At 61.0% G+C, this 15,353-nt stretch carries 18 protein-coding genes; 10 read left to right on the plus strand and 8 right to left on the minus strand.

Annotated elements, in window-relative coordinates; all coding sequences use genetic code 11:
- Positions 1 to 40 precede the first annotated feature (40 nt).
- From HU765_RS11140 to HU765_RS11155, 4 genes are all read right to left on the minus strand, one after another.
- Positions 41 to 964 (minus strand): biotin-dependent carboxyltransferase family protein, encoded by a 924-nt coding sequence (locus tag HU765_RS11140; RefSeq protein WP_186548804.1) that lies wholly within the window; start codon positions 962 to 964, stop codon positions 41 to 43.
- Positions 961 to 1,665: a 5-oxoprolinase subunit PxpB gene (gene pxpB, locus HU765_RS11145; protein ID WP_186620418.1), complete on the minus strand. Its 705-nt coding sequence runs from the start codon at positions 1,663 to 1,665 to the stop codon at positions 961 to 963. The genes HU765_RS11140 and pxpB overlap by 4 nt, the downstream gene beginning before the upstream one ends.
- Positions 1,662 to 2,414, minus strand: a complete 753-nt coding sequence (locus tag HU765_RS11150) for a 5-oxoprolinase subunit PxpA (protein ID WP_186620420.1) — start codon at positions 2,412 to 2,414, stop codon at positions 1,662 to 1,664. The genes pxpB and HU765_RS11150 overlap by 4 nt, the downstream gene beginning before the upstream one ends.
- A 62-nt stretch (positions 2,415 to 2,476) precedes the next feature.
- Complete coding sequence (locus tag HU765_RS11155; RefSeq protein WP_186548810.1) at positions 2,477 to 3,763, minus strand: MFS transporter; 1,287 nt, start codon at positions 3,761 to 3,763, stop codon at positions 2,477 to 2,479.
- Positions 3,764 to 3,921: 158 nt separating this feature from the next.
- Here HU765_RS11155 and HU765_RS11160 point away from each other — a divergent pair, with 158 nt between their 5' ends.
- On the plus strand, positions 3,922 to 4,836 hold the full coding sequence (locus HU765_RS11160; protein ID WP_186620422.1) for a LysR family transcriptional regulator: 915 nt from the start codon (positions 3,922 to 3,924) through the stop codon (positions 4,834 to 4,836).
- Positions 4,837 to 5,028: 192 nt separating this feature from the next.
- Here the strand turns inward: HU765_RS11160 and HU765_RS11165 are convergent, their stop codons facing one another.
- From HU765_RS11165 to HU765_RS11175, 3 genes are read right to left on the minus strand one after another with little or no spacing between them, the layout of a single operon-like run.
- Positions 5,029 to 5,571: a DUF2937 family protein gene (locus HU765_RS11165; protein ID WP_034153178.1), complete on the minus strand. Its 543-nt coding sequence runs from the start codon at positions 5,569 to 5,571 to the stop codon at positions 5,029 to 5,031.
- A gap of 12 nt (positions 5,572 to 5,583) precedes the next feature.
- Complete coding sequence (locus HU765_RS11170) at positions 5,584 to 6,360, minus strand: class II glutamine amidotransferase (RefSeq protein ID WP_186620424.1); 777 nt, start codon at positions 6,358 to 6,360, stop codon at positions 5,584 to 5,586.
- Between the two features lie 15 nt (positions 6,361 to 6,375).
- Positions 6,376 to 6,873: an MFS transporter gene (locus HU765_RS11175; protein ID WP_186548817.1), complete on the minus strand. Its 498-nt coding sequence runs from the start codon at positions 6,871 to 6,873 to the stop codon at positions 6,376 to 6,378.
- 225 nt (positions 6,874 to 7,098) lie between these two features.
- On the opposite strand from HU765_RS11175, the gene HU765_RS11180 reads away from it, so the two are divergent.
- Together HU765_RS11180 and HU765_RS11185 are read left to right on the plus strand one after the other, a co-directional pair.
- A complete protein-coding gene (locus tag HU765_RS11180; protein WP_186620426.1) occupies positions 7,099 to 9,153 on the plus strand; it encodes a S9 family peptidase in 2,055 nt (684 codons plus the stop codon).
- A 193-nt stretch (positions 9,154 to 9,346) separates the two neighbouring features.
- Positions 9,347 to 9,820, plus strand: coding sequence for a cyclic nucleotide-binding domain-containing protein (locus HU765_RS11185; RefSeq protein ID WP_186620428.1), 474 nt, complete (start codon positions 9,347 to 9,349; stop codon positions 9,818 to 9,820).
- Here HU765_RS11185 and HU765_RS11190 read toward each other — a convergent pair.
- Positions 9,817 to 10,101 (minus strand): hypothetical protein, encoded by a 285-nt coding sequence (locus tag HU765_RS11190; RefSeq protein ID WP_186548824.1) that lies wholly within the window; start codon positions 10,099 to 10,101, stop codon positions 9,817 to 9,819. The two genes, HU765_RS11185 and HU765_RS11190, sit on opposite strands and share 4 nt — an antisense overlap.
- 80 nt (positions 10,102 to 10,181) lie before the next feature.
- Between HU765_RS11190 and HU765_RS11195 the strand changes: the two genes are divergently transcribed.
- The 7 genes from HU765_RS11195 (at position 10,182) to HU765_RS11225 (ending at position 15,154) form a co-directional block, all read left to right on the plus strand.
- Positions 10,182 to 10,868 carry a hypothetical protein gene (locus HU765_RS11195; protein WP_186620430.1) on the plus strand — a complete coding sequence of 229 codons (687 nt, stop codon included), beginning with the start codon at positions 10,182 to 10,184 and terminating at the stop codon, positions 10,866 to 10,868.
- 50 nt (positions 10,869 to 10,918) lie between these two features.
- Positions 10,919 to 11,290: a YajD family HNH nuclease gene (locus tag HU765_RS11200; RefSeq protein ID WP_007944009.1), complete on the plus strand. Its 372-nt coding sequence runs from the start codon at positions 10,919 to 10,921 to the stop codon at positions 11,288 to 11,290.
- Positions 11,291 to 11,472: 182 nt separating this feature from the next.
- Positions 11,473 to 11,943, plus strand: coding sequence for an RNA methyltransferase (locus HU765_RS11205; RefSeq protein ID WP_007911337.1), 471 nt, complete (start codon positions 11,473 to 11,475; stop codon positions 11,941 to 11,943).
- Positions 11,944 to 12,024: 81 nt separating this feature from the next.
- On the plus strand, positions 12,025 to 12,402 hold the full coding sequence (locus tag HU765_RS11210) for a DUF2892 domain-containing protein (protein ID WP_186620432.1): 378 nt from the start codon (positions 12,025 to 12,027) through the stop codon (positions 12,400 to 12,402).
- A 264-nt stretch (positions 12,403 to 12,666) separates the two neighbouring features.
- Positions 12,667 to 14,100 carry a PLP-dependent aminotransferase family protein gene (locus HU765_RS11215; RefSeq protein WP_186620434.1) on the plus strand — a complete coding sequence of 478 codons (1,434 nt, stop codon included), beginning with the start codon at positions 12,667 to 12,669 and terminating at the stop codon, positions 14,098 to 14,100.
- A gap of 123 nt (positions 14,101 to 14,223) precedes the next feature.
- Positions 14,224 to 14,517: a putative quinol monooxygenase gene (locus HU765_RS11220; RefSeq protein WP_186551684.1), complete on the plus strand. Its 294-nt coding sequence runs from the start codon at positions 14,224 to 14,226 to the stop codon at positions 14,515 to 14,517.
- 235 nt (positions 14,518 to 14,752) lie between these two features.
- Positions 14,753 to 15,154: a cupin domain-containing protein gene (locus HU765_RS11225; RefSeq protein ID WP_186620436.1), complete on the plus strand. Its 402-nt coding sequence runs from the start codon at positions 14,753 to 14,755 to the stop codon at positions 15,152 to 15,154.
- Positions 15,155 to 15,353 lie beyond the last annotated feature (199 nt).

The following is a 15,353-nucleotide window of genomic DNA, read 5'->3' on the forward strand; positions in this document are numbered from 1 at the left end:
AACGCATTTACCTGTGGGAGCGAGCCTGCTCGCGAAGCTTTTAGCGATCTTCAAAGCGCTGCAAATACGCGACATGCTCGCGATGAGCCACTTCCTGCACCACCGGCCTCAATCTCACCTTCGCTCCCGGCAGGCACTGCGCCAGCCGCGCCAATGCCAGCGGTGTCAACGCGCCCAGTCGCGGATATCCGCCAATGGTCTGCCGATCATTGAGCAACACAATCGGCTGTCCGTCCGGCGGCACTTGCAATGCTCCTGACGGAATGCCCTCCGAAATCATCGGTAAGCCTTGGTAGTGCAGCGTCTTGCCCAGCAAACGTATGCCCATGCGATCGGCGCGGCTGTCCAGCGTCCAGGCACTGTTGAAGACATCAAACAGACTCTGCCCGCTGAACTGACCAATCTGTGCGCCCAGTACCAGATGCAGAGGTGTGTCCCTGGTGAAATCCGGCCGCAGCGCCAAAGGCACTTCACGCGCCGCCAGCCCTTCCCCGCCATAACCGAGCGTCGCTCCTTTGCCGAGCGGCGAACCCATCCCATCGAGACCGCCCAGTTCTTCGCGCACCACCGTGGCACGGCTGCCCAGCACCTGCGGCGCGGCAAAACCACCGGGCGCTGCGAGGTAGGCGCGAGCACCGAGCAAAGGCTGGGTGAGCCGCAATGTCTGCCCTTTCGCCAGTGCGAAACTGCGCCACGGCGCCAGCGGCTGGCCGTCGATTTGCGCGCCAAGATCTGCCCCGGCCAGCGCCAGCAGGCAATCCTCCTCAGCCGTCACGGCGAACCCGCCGAGGGTGATTTCTACCACCGCGGCATCCAGCCCATTGCCCAGCAGCCAGTTGGCCCAGCTCATCGAACACCAGTCCGCCGCACCGCCCTGGGTCACGCCCAAATGCCGTACGCCAAACCGCCCGGCGTCTTGCAACAGGCACAGCGGTGTACTCGCTTCAATCGTCAGCCGACTCATGCCCGCGCCCCCAGTGGCGTGTCGTCGCCGCCCAGGTTTACGAATTCGGCGTGGTCGACCGCTTCGAAGCGTACCGTGTCGCCGGGCTGCATCAGGCTGTAACCGTCGCGATGGCGATCGAACAGTTTTGCCGGGGTGCGCCCGATCAGGTTCCAGCCACCGGGCGATACCACCGGATAAGCCGCCGTCTGTCGCTCGGCGATGCCGACGCTGCCGGCGGCGACTTTTTTGCGCGGTGTGTCCAGGCGTGGTGCTGCCAGAACTTCTTCGACCAGACCCATGAAGGCAAACCCTGGCGCAAAACCGAGGGCGAACACTTGATACTCACGCGCACTGTGGCGACGAATAACTTCCTCCACCGCCAGCCCGCTGCGTTCGGCCAACAGGCTCAGTTCCGGGCCGACACTCAGGTCATACCAGACCGGCAAGACGTGACATCGGCCACCGGTTCGTGCAGTCGGCGACAGGTCGATCAACGCATCGGCGATCAGCTCTCGCGCCTGAGCCGGAGACAAAACCATCAAATCGTAATGCACCATCAACGTCGTATACGACGGCACCAGATCGATGAGCTGTGCGCCAAACCCCGCCCGCAAGCGCTCTGCAGCGGCGAGCATCCATGGCATGTTGACTTCGGCAATGTCGTCGAACAGACGTAGCATCAGGCAGTCCACCGCCACGACTTCGATCCTTGGATTCATGACGCGCCCTGCGCATTCAGGGCTTGGCGGATACGCTGCACCGCGGCCACCGAGCTGGCATTGTCGCCGTGTACGCAGAGGGTATTGGCGTGCAAGTGCAAAGCGCTGCCATCACTGGCAATGAGCTCGCCGCCACGGGCGATGGTCAAAGCTTGCGCGACGATGCTTTCGGGGTCGTGATGCACCGCGCCGGGCAGTTGCCGCGAAACCAGCCGGCCTGCGCTGTCGTAGGCGCGATCGGCGAAGGCTTCAAACCACAGCGTCACGCCGTGTTCATCGCCAATCTGCTGCGCCGCCGCGTTGTCACGGGTTGCCATCAGCATCAACGGCAGACTGCGGTCATAAGCGGTCACGGCCTGAATGACCGCACGCAATTGCGCTGGATTGGCCATCATGTCGTTGTACATCGCGCCGTGGGGCTTGACGTAACTGACCCGTCCGCCCTGCGCCTTGCAGATGCCGTCGAGGGCACCGATCTGGTAATGCAGGATGTCTTGCAGTTCCTGCGCGGAATACGCCATGGAGCGGCGACCGAAACCGACCAGATCCTGATAGGCCGGGTGCGCGCCAATCTGCACACCGTGCCTGAGCGCCAGCGCCACGGTTTCGCGCATGATGCTCGGATCACCGGCATGGAAACCGCAGGCGACGTTGGCGCAATCGATGAAGGGCATGACCTCGGCGTCCAGACCCATCGTCCAGCTGCCGAAGCTCTCGCCAATGTCGCAATTCAATAGCAGGCGGCTCACGGTGAACACTCCTGTAGCTGCTTGTCTTTTTATCTGTAGGACAGTGCCCCGCAGGTTATCAGTTACTGCGCGTCCAGTTGCTTGCCCCGCGTCTCTGGCAGGCTCAACGCCGCGAGAATGACCACGCCGTAGGACACCGCCGCGAAGGCACCGATGCCCATGCTCAGCGGCACTTTCTGACTGAGCAGACCGATCAGCAGGGGAAACAGCGCTGCCAGCGCTCGACCGATGTTGTAGCAGAAGCCCTGTCCCGAACCGCGAATGCGCGTGGGGAACAGTTCGGTAAGAAACGCGCCCATGCCGCTGAATATGCCTGAGGCGAAGAAACCCAGCGGAAAGCCCAGCCACAGCATCACACCGTTGCTGACCGGCATCTGGGTGTACAGCAACACAATCGTGAAGGATCCGACGGCAAACAGGATGAAGTTTCTTTTGCGTCCCAACAGATCGGTCAGATAAGCGCTGACCACATAGCCGACGTAGGAGCCGACGATGACCATCGCCAGATAACCGCCAGTGCCAAGCACGCTCAAACCGCGCTCGTTTTTGAGGAAGGTTGGCAGCCAGGACGTGATCGCGTAGTAACCGCCCAGCGCGCCGGTGGTCAGCAACGAAGCGCGAAAGGTCGTGAAGAGCATGCCCGGGGCAAAAATCTCGTAGAACTTCGCTGGATTCTCAGGCGTTTGCGCGGCTTTGGCTTGGCGATAGATCTCCGGATCTTTCACCAATCGACGGACGAAAATCACGAACACCGCCGGCACGATGCCGAGGATGAACAGCGCGCGCCAGGCATCTTCCGGTGGCAACACCGAAAACAGCAGCGCATACAGAATCGCCGTCAGGCCCCAGCCCAGCGCCCAGCCAGATTGCACCATGCCCACCGCTTTGCCGCGATCCTGGGCGCGGATCACTTCACCGATCAGCACGGCGCCGGCGGTCCACTCGCCACCAAAACCGAAGCCCATCAGGGTGCGGGCAATTAACAGTTGTTCGTAGTTTTGTGCGAAGCCGCAGAGGAAAGTGAAGAACGCAAACCACAGCACGGTCAGTTGCAGGGTGCGCACGCGACCAATGCGGTCAGAGAGAATACCGGCGACCCAGCCGCCAATGGCCGAGGCGATCAGTGTGCTGGTGTGGATCAGTCCGGCTTCACCGGTGGTGATGCCCCACATTGCAATCAGCGTCGGCACGACGAAGCTGAGCATCTGCGTGTCCATGCCATCCAGGCCATAGCCGATCTTGCAGCTCCAGAAAGTGCGGCGCTCCTGCTGATTGATGTTGCGATACCAGTCGAACGGCCCCGGACGTGCCGCAGGCTTGGGTAAAGGGACGGTGTCGGGAGCACTCATGGCAAATCTCCGCAGGTTTTTATTGGTCTTGTTCGCAGCCCCGACGACGCCTATCGTGGGAACCGGATGCGCCGATTTTTCGCCGCCCTGCCCTGCGCAGTCCAACGAATAAAAACCCGCCTTAGGCATAAGAAAAATTTGTCACCCGAGCCTTGCCCATGAACCTGAAGTTTCTCGAGACCTTTGTCTGGGTCGCCCGACTGAAGAGTTTTCGCCTGACCGCCGACAAGCTGTTCACCACCCAGGCGTCGATTTCCAGCCGCATTGCAGTGCTTGAGGGCGAGCTGGGGGTGAAGCTGTTTCTGCGCGATTCGCGCGGCGTCAGCCTGACGCCGGAAGGTCTGAAAGTGCTGGACTACGCCGAGCAGATGCTCGACACCATGGCGGCGCTGAAACAGTCGATCGAGACCCGCTCGAGCAAGGTCGGCCGGGTGCGCATCGGTGTGATGGACACGGTCATCCATACCTGGCTCAGCCCGTTGGTAGCGCAGATCACCGATCTGTATCCGCGGCTGGAAATCGAACTGGTGGCCGATACCGCGCTGAATCTCTGCGATCAGCTGCAAAAAGGCTTTCTCGATATCATTCTGCAGACCGACCTGGTACGCCATGAAAGCGTGCGCAGCCTGGAATTGGCCAGCCATCCGCTGGGCTGGATTGTCGCCAGCAACTCGATCTACAACCGCGACTACGCCGACCTCGCCGAACTGGCGCAGGAGCGGATCATCACCTACTCGAAAAACTCACGACCGCACCAGGACATACTCGCGCTGATGCAGGCCAACGGCATCATGGCACCGCGCTTGAACTGCGTGAATTCGGTGTCGGCGATTACCCGATTGCTGCGTGATGGTTTTGGTATTGGCGCGCTGCCACCGGTGCTGGTGGCTGAAGAGCTGGCGCGCGGGGAATTGACCTTGCTCGACATCGATCAGCAACCGGCGAATCTGCCAGTGGTGGTGTCGTGGCGGGTCGGGGTTGAGTGGGTCGAGGAGATTGTGACGTTGTGTCAGCAGGTGCTGGTGGGGTATGCGCACAAGGTGGGCAACGACTACATCACCCTCACCGACTGACCACATCCCGTGGCGAGGGGATTTATCCCCGCTCGGCTGCGCAGCAGTCGTCATTACGGCCAATGCGATCTTTCAGAGGCCCCGCAGTTGCAGGTTTTGGGGCTGCTGCGCAGCCCAACGGGGATAAATCCCCTCGCCACAGGATCCCCCTGCCACAGAATCCCCTCTTGACTCAGCGGATTGTCTTAAGCCTTACAAGCCACGTACGTCGCGATCTTCGATCGGCCGGCTCTGGCGCAGACGCCGGCCACCGAGCACCACCCAATCGATCAGGCGGAACAGGCATTCAATGCCGAACGACAGCAGCAACGCCCCGCTCATGCCCCAGATCATCGCTTCGGGCGTCAGCAGAATCTGATAGCTGTAGCCATTCCAGGTCTCCTTGCGGATGTCCGGATCGGCGGCCAGTACTACCTGCAGGAAGCGGATGTACCACGGCCCCTGCATCGCCTGAAACTGTTTATCCAAGGCAACCTGTCGGGTGAGCAAGGTATTCAGGCTGTCGGCATCGCTGCGAAAGATCGGGTCTTCACTGGCACGGTAATGCGCAACCAATGCCTGCATATCGCCTTTGAAAAACTGCTCGGCCGTGCCCTGAAAACCACGCAGGCCCGTCTGCGCTTCGATCAGGTGCGCCTCGACGCGCTTGGCGTAATCGTTGATGAACCCCGGCACCTGGACACCGATCAACAGACCCGCTGCAAACAACACCAGCCGTACATAACTGAGCAACATGAGGTGCAATCCTTATTCGGTCTTGCCGTGGCTTACGCATTCACCGCGTCGCCACAGGCTCCATTGGCCCGGTTCGTAGCGGGTCCAGGTTTCGTTTTCGGTCAAAGGCTCGGTGGCGATAACGGTGACCACGTCGTTGGGCGTGGTTTCCGCCTGGAAATCGACGATCACATCGACATCCTTCAACCGCGCCGGGCCGAACGGTGCGCGCCGGGTGATCTGTGCCAGTTTGGTCGAGCAATAACAGAACAGCCAGTCACCGTCGCTGAGCAGGCAGTTGAACACGCCCTTGCTGCGATACTCGGCGCAGGCAGCGACCAGATCGGGCAACAGCGCTTCGATATCGACGGGTTCCGGAAAGGCTGCACGCACACGGTTGAGCAAATCGCAGAAGGCCGCCTCGCTGTCGGTATCGCCGACCGGGCGGTAGAAACTCTTGATCGGGGTGAAATCGGCGAGTTGGCCGTTGTGCGCAAAGCACCAGTTGCGCCCCCACAGCTCGCGCACGAACGGATGGGTATTGGACAGGCAGACCTTGCCGACGTTGGCCTGGCGGATGTGGCCGATGACCACTTCACTCTTGATCGGATAGCGCTGCACCAGATTGGCGACTTCGGACTCGCTGCTCGCCGCCGGATCCTGGAACAGGCGCAGGCCACGGCCCTCGTAGAAGGCGATGCCCCAACCGTCGCGGTGCGGCCCGGTGCGACCGCCGCGCTGCATCAGGCCGGTGAAGCTGAACACAATGTCGGTCGGCACGTTGGCACTCATGCCCAGTAATTCACACATGTGCGGACTCTCGGATTACAGACGCGGCTCGACCCGCATGCGCTGCGGATTGCTCGGTACCGGTGGGCGACCGTAACGGTCATCACCGGCCGCGCCGAACGGCTGGTCGTCGTCACGCTCATCGGCGCGGGCCGCCGCCCTGGCCGCCTCGGCCTGTTCGCGGCGGGCTTTCGACGCGCGTTCGAGCGGGAAGCGGATCAGCACGAAGATCAGATACAGACCGAAAGCGATCATGCCGTACATGAACAAATCGGAAACCGCCCGCCAGGCGTTATTGCCGACCTTGAAGGCGAGGTCCAGCGCGGTGATGGCGACCGACGGCGCGACCTTGGCCTTCACCGGGTCGACGATGGTCGGGCTGAACAGCAAGACTGCCATCAGTACCCGCAGCGGTTCACGCAGCCAGCGCCACATCCAGGTGGTCAGGCGCATTCCCACCAACAGGCAGCCCACAGCGGCAAAGGCGTAGAGGCCCCAGGCGATCAGATAGTCGTTCTCGGTCATGGTGTCCATGGCAAGGCAGGCAAAGAGACGCTTATAGTAACGACTTTTCGCCCATGCGGCTTGTCCCAATAGACACATCCCTTGTAGGAGTGAGCCTGCTCGCGATAGCGGTGTATCAGTCAGAATTGATTTGAATGCCCCACCGCTATCGCGAGCAGGCGAAGGCCTACAGGGTTTGCGGCAGTCTCAAGTGCTGCGAAAAACCTCATTTGTATATTTGTCCGAGAGCCTTCCATGCCCCAATCCGCCAATGTCATCACTGCCCCGATTGCCCACCGGGCCGCCGGCGTCGACCCGTATGCCTGGCTGCAGGAACGCGACACCGACGCGGTGCTTGATTACCTCAAGGCCGAAAACGCGTATCAAGAGGCGCAGACCGCCGATCAGGCCGAGTTGCGCGAGCGCCTGTTCGAAGAGATCAAGGGGCGGATTCTTGAAACCGACCTGTCCCTGCCCTCGCCGTGGGGGCCGTATCTCTATTACACGCGCACCACGGCCGGTGACGAATACGCTCGGCATTACCGCTGCCCGCGTCCGGCGGACGACAGCCTGACGCTGGACGAAAGCCGCGAGCAACTGCTGCTCGACCCGAATGAGCTGGCCAACGGTGGCTTCTTTTCGCTGGGCGCGTTCAGCATCAGCCCCGATCACCAGCGTCTGGCCTACAGCGTCGATGCCTCGGGCGATGAGGTCTACACGCTGTTCGTCAAGGAACTGGCCAGCGACAAGGTCAGCGAGCTGGAATTCACAGACTGCGACGGCAGCATGACTTGGGCCAACGACAGCCTGACCCTGTTTTTCGGCGTGCTTGACGACACCCACCGCCCGCACAAGTTGTTCCGCTACCGCCTCGATGGCACCGCCGCCGAAGAAGTCTTCCACGAAGCGGACGGGCGCTTTTTCCTGCATTGCTATCGCGCCAGCTCCGAGCAGCAATTGCTGCTGACGCTGGGCAGCAAGACCACCAGCGAAGTCTGGGTGCTGGACGCCAATCAGCCGCACCTGCCGTTCACGTGCCTGGCGCCACGGGTTGAGGATCACGAATACGATGTCGACCACGGCCTGCTCGACGGCGAGTGGACCTGGTTTATCCGCACCAACCGCGACGGTATCAACTTCGCCTTGTATCAGGCGCCGGATACCGGCGTGCCGCCGAGCGAGGCCGACTGGCAGAACCTGATTGCGCACAGCGACGAGGTGATGCTCGATGGCGTCAGCCTCAACACCCGGGCCATGACCCTCAGTCTGCGCGAAGGTGGCCTGCCGATCATCGAGGTTCACCCGCAGGGGCTGGCGCCGTATCGCGTGCAATTGCCGGACGCGGCCTACAGCCTTTATGTGCAGAACAGCCTGGAATTCGAGAGCGATCGCATTCGCCTGCGCTACGAAGCGTTGAATCGTCCGGCCCAGGTGCGTCAGTTGATCCTCGCCACTGGCGAGCAAGCCGTGCTCAAGGAAACTCCGGTTCTCGGCCCGTTCGACGCCGATGCCTACGTCAGCCAGCGCCTGTGGGCGAGCGCCCCGGACGGCACCCAGGTGCCGATCAGCCTGGTCATGAAACGCGAAATGGTCGGTCAAGCGGTGCCGCTGTACCTGTACGGTTACGGCGCGTACGGTTCGAGCCTCGATCCATGGTTCTCCCACGCGCGCCTGAGCTTGCTGGATCGCGGCATGGCGTTCGCCATTGCCCACGTGCGGGGCGGCGGTGAGCTGGGCGAAGCCTGGTATCGCGCCGGCAAGCAGGAACACAAACACAACACCTTCAGCGACTTCATCGCCTGCGCCGAATTTCTGATTCTCAACGGCATCACCACAGCGGAACAACTGGCGATCAGCGGCGGCAGCGCCGGGGGTTTGCTGATTGGCGCGGTACTCAATCAGCGTCCGGACCTGTTCGGCGTGGCGATTGCCGAAGTGCCGTTCGTCGATGTGCTCAACACCATGCTCGACCCCGAACTGCCACTGACCGTGACCGAATACGACGAATGGGGCAACCCGGAAGAACCGGAGGTCTATGATCGGATCAAGGCTTATGCGCCGTACGAAAACGTCACCGCGCAGGATTATCCGCCGATGCTGGTGATCGCCGGCTACAACGACAGCCGCGTGCAGTATTGGGAAGCGGCCAAATGGGTGGCGAAATTGCGCGCTACCAAGACCGACGACAACCTGCTGTTGCTCAAGACTGAGCTGGGTGCCGGGCATGGCGGGATGAGCGGGCGCTATCAGGGATTACGTGACGTAGCGCTCGAATATGCGTTTGTGTTCAAGGTTTTGGGGATTGCCTGAGGAACTCTGTCGGTGGCTTGGGTCTTAACACCAGACCCAAGCCACCGAAGATCCAATGTAGGAGTGAGCCTGCTCGCGATAGCGGTGTGTCAGCCAAAGTGATTTTGAATGACACACCGTATCGCGAGCAGGTTCACGCCTACAAGGGACTGTGTAACGCCTAAAAATGTGAAATCCAAAAGACCGCATCGACATGTCAGAACCGACCCTACTGAACAACGAAATCCGCGACTGGCTGATGGACTGTGGCCTGTTCGATCAATTGCAGCTGGCCGACTTCGCGGCGGCGTCCGGCTATTTCAGCATCAGCACGGTGGCTGAAGGCGAGGCGATTTTCCGTGAGGGCGATGCCGGCAGTTTCATGTGCATCCTCCACACCGGCCAGGTCGCCGTGCAGAAAACCGGCGCCGACGGTCAGGTCATCACCATGGCCACGCTGCGCAGTGGCCGCGCCTTCGGTGAGATGGCCGTGCTCGATGGCGAACGCCGTTCGGCCACCTGCATCGCCGCGAGCAACTGTCAGTTACTGAACCTGGGCAAGGACTCGCTGGAAAAAATGCTCAACGACGCGCCGAAGATTGCCGCCAAGATCATCCGCGCCCTTGCCGTCTCGCTGTCCAGGCGCCTGCGCATGGCCGACGGTCAATTGGCCGCGCAGCAGGTTTAGCCGCCGGGGGATTTAGCCTTGCCGCCGTTCGGCTCGAGGCCCGGCACCGGCTGATCCTTGCTCGGCGGGCTGGGCATTTCGATCGGCACCAGCGGCGGACTGCCACTGCCGGCGCCCGACTTGGGCAGGGTAATCGGGGTGATCTGTGGATACGGGGTGGGCGTCGCGGTGCCGGGCGAGCCGGGCTGCGGCGTCGGGCTGACCGGAATGCTTTGCTGGGCCTGCACTGCAGTAATCGCGAGCGCGGCCAGGGTAATGACCGTTAGAATGGTGCGCTTCATCAAGGGCTCCGTTTGGCCTTAGTCTGTGTTCAGGCTACTCCCAACGCGCCTGCTTGCCTTCCCCCCTTGTAGAGATTTCCATGAAACGTTTCGTTCTGCTCGACACCACGCCGATCCCTGAAAGCGGCGGTGCCCTGTGCCTGTTCGAATATGGCGAGGATTTCGTCATCAAGATCCAGGGCGGCGACGGCGGGCAACTGATGAATACGCGCATGCACGGTTCGGAAGACGCACTGGCCGAGATTCCGTGCCGCAAGGTCGCCGGGCGGCCGAATTCGCGCGTGCTGATCGGCGGGCTGGGCATGGGCTTCACCCTCGCCTCGGCGCTTAAGCACTTGGGCAAGACCGCCGAAGTGGTGGTCGCCGAACTGGTGCCCGGCGTGGTCGAGTGGAATCGCGGCCCGCTTGGCGAGAAGTCCGGTCGTCCGCTGCTTGATCCGCGCACGGTGATCCGTCAGGAAGACGTAGCCAACGTGCTGCAAAGCGAGCCAAATGGTTTCGACGCGATCATGCTCGACGTCGATAACGGCCCCGAAGGCCTGACCCAGAAAGCCAACAGTTGGTTGTATTCCGCTGCGGGCCTGAATGCCTGTGCCAAGGCACTGCGCCCCAAAGGCGTGCTCGCCGTGTGGTCGGCCAGCGCCGACCGGCAGTTTTCCGACAAATTGAAGAAGGCCGGTTTCAAGGCCGAAGAAGTCCAGGTCTTCGCCCACGGCAACAAGGGCACGCGGCACACGATCTGGATTGCCGAGAAGCTCAAGGGCTGAGCTAAACTCTGCGCATAACCGTCATCCGTCTTTTTTACAAAGGTGAACCCATGAGTTCGTCCACCCCCACCAACACGTCGAAACTGGATCGCATCCTTGCCGACAACCAGCGCGACAAGGAAATGGGCTACCGCGACAAGGCCCTGAAAATGTACCCGCATGTGTGCGGCCGCTGCGCCCGTGAATTTTCCGGCAAGCGCCTGAGCGAACTGACCGTCCACCACCGCGACCACAACCACGACAACAACCCGCAGGACGGTTCGAACTGGGAGCTGTTGTGCCTGTACTGCCACGACAACGAACATTCGCGTTATACCGACCAGCAGTATTTCGGCGAGGGCTCGCTGAGCACGCCGAAGATTGCCAAGGCGACGCATAACCCGTTTGCGGCCCTTGCTGGCCTGATGAAAAAAGAAGACTGAAGATCTTTGTTGGCCGTAAGGGCCTCATCGCGAGCAGGCGAAGGCCTACAGGGGAACGCATTCCAAAAGTAGGAGTGAGCCTGCTCGCGATAACGATCTCCTGAACACCACAAATCTCGAATCTGCCCGCCCTCCCCCAATCCCCGTATAATCGCCCTCTTTTTCCGGAAGGCACCCCGCTCGTGGCAGACAAACGGTACAGCTGCATTGGTTTGTATAACCCCAAATCACCGGAGAACGTCGGTTCGGTGATGCGCGCCGCAGGCTGCTACGGCGTGGCGTCGGTGTTCTACACCGGCAAGCGTTATGAACGCGCCGCCGACTTCGTCACCGACACCAAACGCGTGCACTACGACATCCCGTTGATCGGCATCGACGACTTGAAGAAGATTCTTCCGCTCAACTGCGTGCCCGTGGCCGTGGAACTGGTCGAAGGCGCCCGCCCGCTACCGGAATACACCCACCCCGACCGCGCCTTGTATATCTTCGGCCCTGAAGACGGATCGCTGGATAAAGAGATTCGCGACTGGTGCGAAGACGTCGTGTACATCCCGACCACCGGCTGCATGAACCTCGCCGCCACGGTCAACGTCGTGCTCTACGACCGCATGGCCAAGGGCTTGAACACCCGCTCCGGGCCAAAATTCCGCTGAAACGCCGCACATCCGATGGAACGAGCTGAGCGCCCCGGCAGTCAGCTTATCTATCAATCGCACACTGCCTGGAGATAGATCATGAGCGAGCTCAAACGCGTTGAACGCATCGACACCACCCCGTTTCAGACGCCATCGCAGCAGAACGTCCACGGTTGGGAACGCATTGGTTCGTTGACCGGCGGCGTGATCATGCTCGGCAAGGGCCTGCGCCGCGGCGGCGTGTTCGGCCTGATTCAGGTGGCGCTCGGCGGCATGGCGGTGGCCCGTGGCATTACCGGCCATTGTTCGGCGAAGAGTCTGCTGGAGAAAAGCCGTCAGGACATGAATAACGTGCGAGCGAAAATCGAGCGGGCCGGGGAAGAGCTGAACAAGCTGAAAACCAATGCCGAGGTGGCCACCGAAACGGCAACCGTCACCGGCAATGATTCGCTGGCTTCGCCGAAAGCCGGGGTTTGATCCCCATATCGCGGTGAGGCGAATCGCCCTATCGCGAGCAGGCTCACTCCCACAATTGGAATGCGTTCACCTGTAGGAGTGAGCCTGCTCGCGATAGCGGTGTGTCATTCAACATTGATGTGGCTGATCCACCGCTATCGCGAGCAGGCTCACTCCTACAAGGGTTTTGCGCCAATTTGCGGTTTTTACTCCACGCAACTTCTGCTCAATGCACAACAGCGCTAATCTGCCCGACACTTCAATCGCCCCAGGAGCCGCGCCGGTATGGAACTTCACGTCGTGATCAACGGCCGCAAGGACCTCGCCGGTCAGTTGTACCAACAGCTGCGCGGCGCCATCGAATCCGGGCGTCTGGCGGCGGGGACGCAACTGCCGCCCAGCCGTTTGCTCGCCGAGCAGCTAGGCATTTCACGCAAGACCATTTCCGACACCTACGCGCAACTGACTTACGAGAACTTCCTCACCGGCGTGGTCGGCAAAGGCACTTACGTCAATGCCCGCCCGGCGCAGGTTCAGCGCAAACAAAGCCACAGCGAGCTGGCCAGCGCCGAACTGATCGAGCGCTGGCGCAACCTGCCGGTTTTTCTGCGGCATCCGACGCTGGAAGGTTCGCTGCGCTACGACTTTATCGGTGGCGCCACCAGCAAGGGCCAGTTTCCCCACGATGACTGGCGGCGCTGTGTTGCCCATGCGATGCGCCAGATGGCGACGTCCAAAGGCTTCTACAGCGTGCCCGAAGGTTTGCCGGCGCTGCGCAACGCGATTGCCCGGCACATCGCCTATTCCCGTGGGGTGACCTGCCAGGATGAAGACATTGTGGTGTGCAACGGCGCGCAACAGGCGCTGGACCTGCTCGCCCGCGTACTGATCAGCCCCGGCAGCCGGGTGGCGATCGAAGACCCCGGCTACCCGCCGGCACGTTTGTTGTTCGCCAGCCACGGTGCCGAAGTGGTCGGCATCCCGGTGGACGCCGAAGGCATTCAGGTCGAGATGATTCCCGATGACACACGGCTGATCTATGTCACGCCGTCGCATCAGTTCCCACTGGGCATGCCGATGAGTCCGGCGCGGCGTGAGGCCTTGCTGGCCCGGGCCCATGAGCTGGGTGCGATCATTATCGAGGACGACTACGACAGCGAATTTCGCTATGAAGGCCGCCCGACGGATTCGCTGTACAGCCTGGACCCGCGCGGCATCGTTGCCTACGTCGGCACCTTCTCGAAAACCCTGCTGCCCGAGCTGCGTTTGGGTTATGCGATCCTGCCGCCGGCGATCCTCGAAGCGGTGGTCCGCGCCAAACAGCTCACCGACCTGCATGCGTCCACTCTGCCGCAATGGGCGCTGGCCAAATTCATCGCCGAGGGCTGCCTGCTCAAGCATATCCGCCGCTGCCACACGATTTACGCCCAACGTCGCGAGCGGATTCTCGCGCGTATGGCCAGCGACCTCTCGCCGTGGCTCGAAGCGGTGCCGCCCAGCGCCGGATTCCACATGGCGGCGCTGCGCAAGAAGCCGATCGACTTGGCGCTGGTGATCGAGCTGGCAAAAAAGGTCGAGGTCGGGCTGTACGCCATCGACAGTTTCTATTACCAGCAACCGGTGCAAAGCGCGTTGTACTTCGGCTTTGGCGCCATCGAGACGCTGGATATCGACATCGCCCTGGACCGCCTGCATGACATCCTCGAACAGCTGTCATGAGCCGTTGGTATAAGGCTTTAACTGCCGATTGGTTATTGGTGATTCACCCGCGCGGGCCTATTCTGCACAGGCGTTATCCCTCAATGAGCAGGATTCGTCCGGCCTGATTCAGGAGTGTGAGCAATGTCCAACGAAGTGATCAACACCGTCCAGGTGCAGGCCGCCGCCGGCCGTTCGGACGAACTGGGCAAGCAACTGCAGAAAATCGTCGACACCCTGCGCGAAACCCCAGGCTGCGACTCTTACCTGGTCGACCGCTGCCCCGAGGATAGCCACCGCTGGATGGTCAGCGCCCGCTGGCAGTCCGAAGCGGCGATGCAAGCGCATTTCAACCGGCCCGAGGCGCAGGGGTTTATCGATTTGATTGATAGTCGACTGGCCAATAGCGTGGACTTCAACAGCTTCCCGATCGTCTGAACCGGCCCGTTCGCGAGCAAGCTCGCTCCCACAAGGTTATTCGTTGCTCCCAAGATAGCTGAGCAACCCCGAACCCTGTGGGAGCGAGCTTGCTCGCGAAGGCGTCTTGCGCCGCGCCGCAAATTCCTCTGACACCGCCAATTGGCCCCCCCATCTTCGCGAACATTGGCCGTTTGAATGCCCCGCCCCGCGGACTACTGTGATCAGCAACACCCGACCTCACAGGTAACCCGCCATGAAAGCCCTGCCCCTGCTCGCCGCCGCCCTCGCCTTTAGCCTTTCGACCGCCGCCCTGGCCCACGATCCCTCGGAGAAAGTCACCGTGCTGCAAGAACAACTGCTGAAAAACGCCCCCGGCAAAAAAGCCATGATGATCGAAGTCGACTACCAACCCGGCCAATCCTCGATTGCTCACAAACACGAAGGCACCGCCATGGCCTATGTGCTCGAAGGTGAGGTGATTTCTCAGGTCAAGGGTGAACAGGCGATCACTTACAAAAAGGGTCAGTTCTGGTACGAACCCGCCGGCTCCGAACATTTAGTGTCGAAAAATGCCAGCCAGAGCAAGCCTGCCAAGTTGCTGGTGTTCATGGTATTGGCGCCAGAGGAGCAAGTGTTGATCCCGTTGGAACATTGATGGCTGTTGCTCCCGGCGATAAATAAAAAGGCGTAAACCTGCCGTTTACGCCTTTTTTATTCAAGCCAATCAGCAAGCACTTTCAGCCGAGTTATAAATGGCAAATCATTAAGCATCGACAAAACCACACGAAAAATCTTTAACACATACACATTCACTCACGCACTTCTCTTGGACACCACAAGCATCGCCAATTACT

This window comes from Pseudomonas sp. SWRI81, assembly GCF_014268545.1.
Classification (GTDB): Bacteria; Pseudomonadota; Gammaproteobacteria; order Pseudomonadales; family Pseudomonadaceae; genus Aquipseudomonas; species Aquipseudomonas hamedanensis.

Bases quoted from the DNA above. Each gene is read 5' to 3' on its own strand.
- HU765_RS11140 (WP_186548804.1), bottom strand. From the start codon at position 964: ATGAGTCGGCTGACGATTGAAGCGAGTACACCGCTGTGCCTGTTGCAA.
- pxpB (WP_186620418.1), bottom strand. From the start codon at position 1,665: ATGAATCCAAGGATCGAAGTCGTGGCGGTGGACTGCCTGATGCTACGT.
- HU765_RS11155 (WP_186548810.1), bottom strand. From the start codon at position 3,763: ATGAGTGCTCCCGACACCGTCCCTTTACCCAAGCCTGCGGCACGTCCG.
- HU765_RS11160 (WP_186620422.1), top strand. From the start codon at position 3,922: ATGAACCTGAAGTTTCTCGAGACCTTTGTCTGGGTCGCCCGACTGAAG.
- HU765_RS11165 (WP_034153178.1), bottom strand. From the start codon at position 5,571: ATGTTGCTCAGTTATGTACGGCTGGTGTTGTTTGCAGCGGGTCTGTTG.
- HU765_RS11170 (WP_186620424.1), bottom strand. From the start codon at position 6,360: ATGTGTGAATTACTGGGCATGAGTGCCAACGTGCCGACCGACATTGTG.
- HU765_RS11175 (WP_186548817.1), bottom strand. From the start codon at position 6,873: ATGGACACCATGACCGAGAACGACTATCTGATCGCCTGGGGCCTCTAC.
- HU765_RS11180 (WP_186620426.1), top strand. From the start codon at position 7,099: ATGCCCCAATCCGCCAATGTCATCACTGCCCCGATTGCCCACCGGGCC.
- HU765_RS11185 (WP_186620428.1), top strand. From the start codon at position 9,347: ATGTCAGAACCGACCCTACTGAACAACGAAATCCGCGACTGGCTGATG.
- HU765_RS11190 (WP_186548824.1), bottom strand. From the start codon at position 10,101: ATGAAGCGCACCATTCTAACGGTCATTACCCTGGCCGCGCTCGCGATT.
- HU765_RS11195 (WP_186620430.1), top strand. From the start codon at position 10,182: ATGAAACGTTTCGTTCTGCTCGACACCACGCCGATCCCTGAAAGCGGC.
- HU765_RS11200 (WP_007944009.1), top strand. From the start codon at position 10,919: ATGAGTTCGTCCACCCCCACCAACACGTCGAAACTGGATCGCATCCTT.
- HU765_RS11210 (WP_186620432.1), top strand. From the start codon at position 12,025: ATGAGCGAGCTCAAACGCGTTGAACGCATCGACACCACCCCGTTTCAG.
- HU765_RS11215 (WP_186620434.1), top strand. From the start codon at position 12,667: ATGGAACTTCACGTCGTGATCAACGGCCGCAAGGACCTCGCCGGTCAG.
- HU765_RS11220 (WP_186551684.1), top strand. From the start codon at position 14,224: ATGTCCAACGAAGTGATCAACACCGTCCAGGTGCAGGCCGCCGCCGGC.
- HU765_RS11225 (WP_186620436.1), top strand. From the start codon at position 14,753: ATGAAAGCCCTGCCCCTGCTCGCCGCCGCCCTCGCCTTTAGCCTTTCG.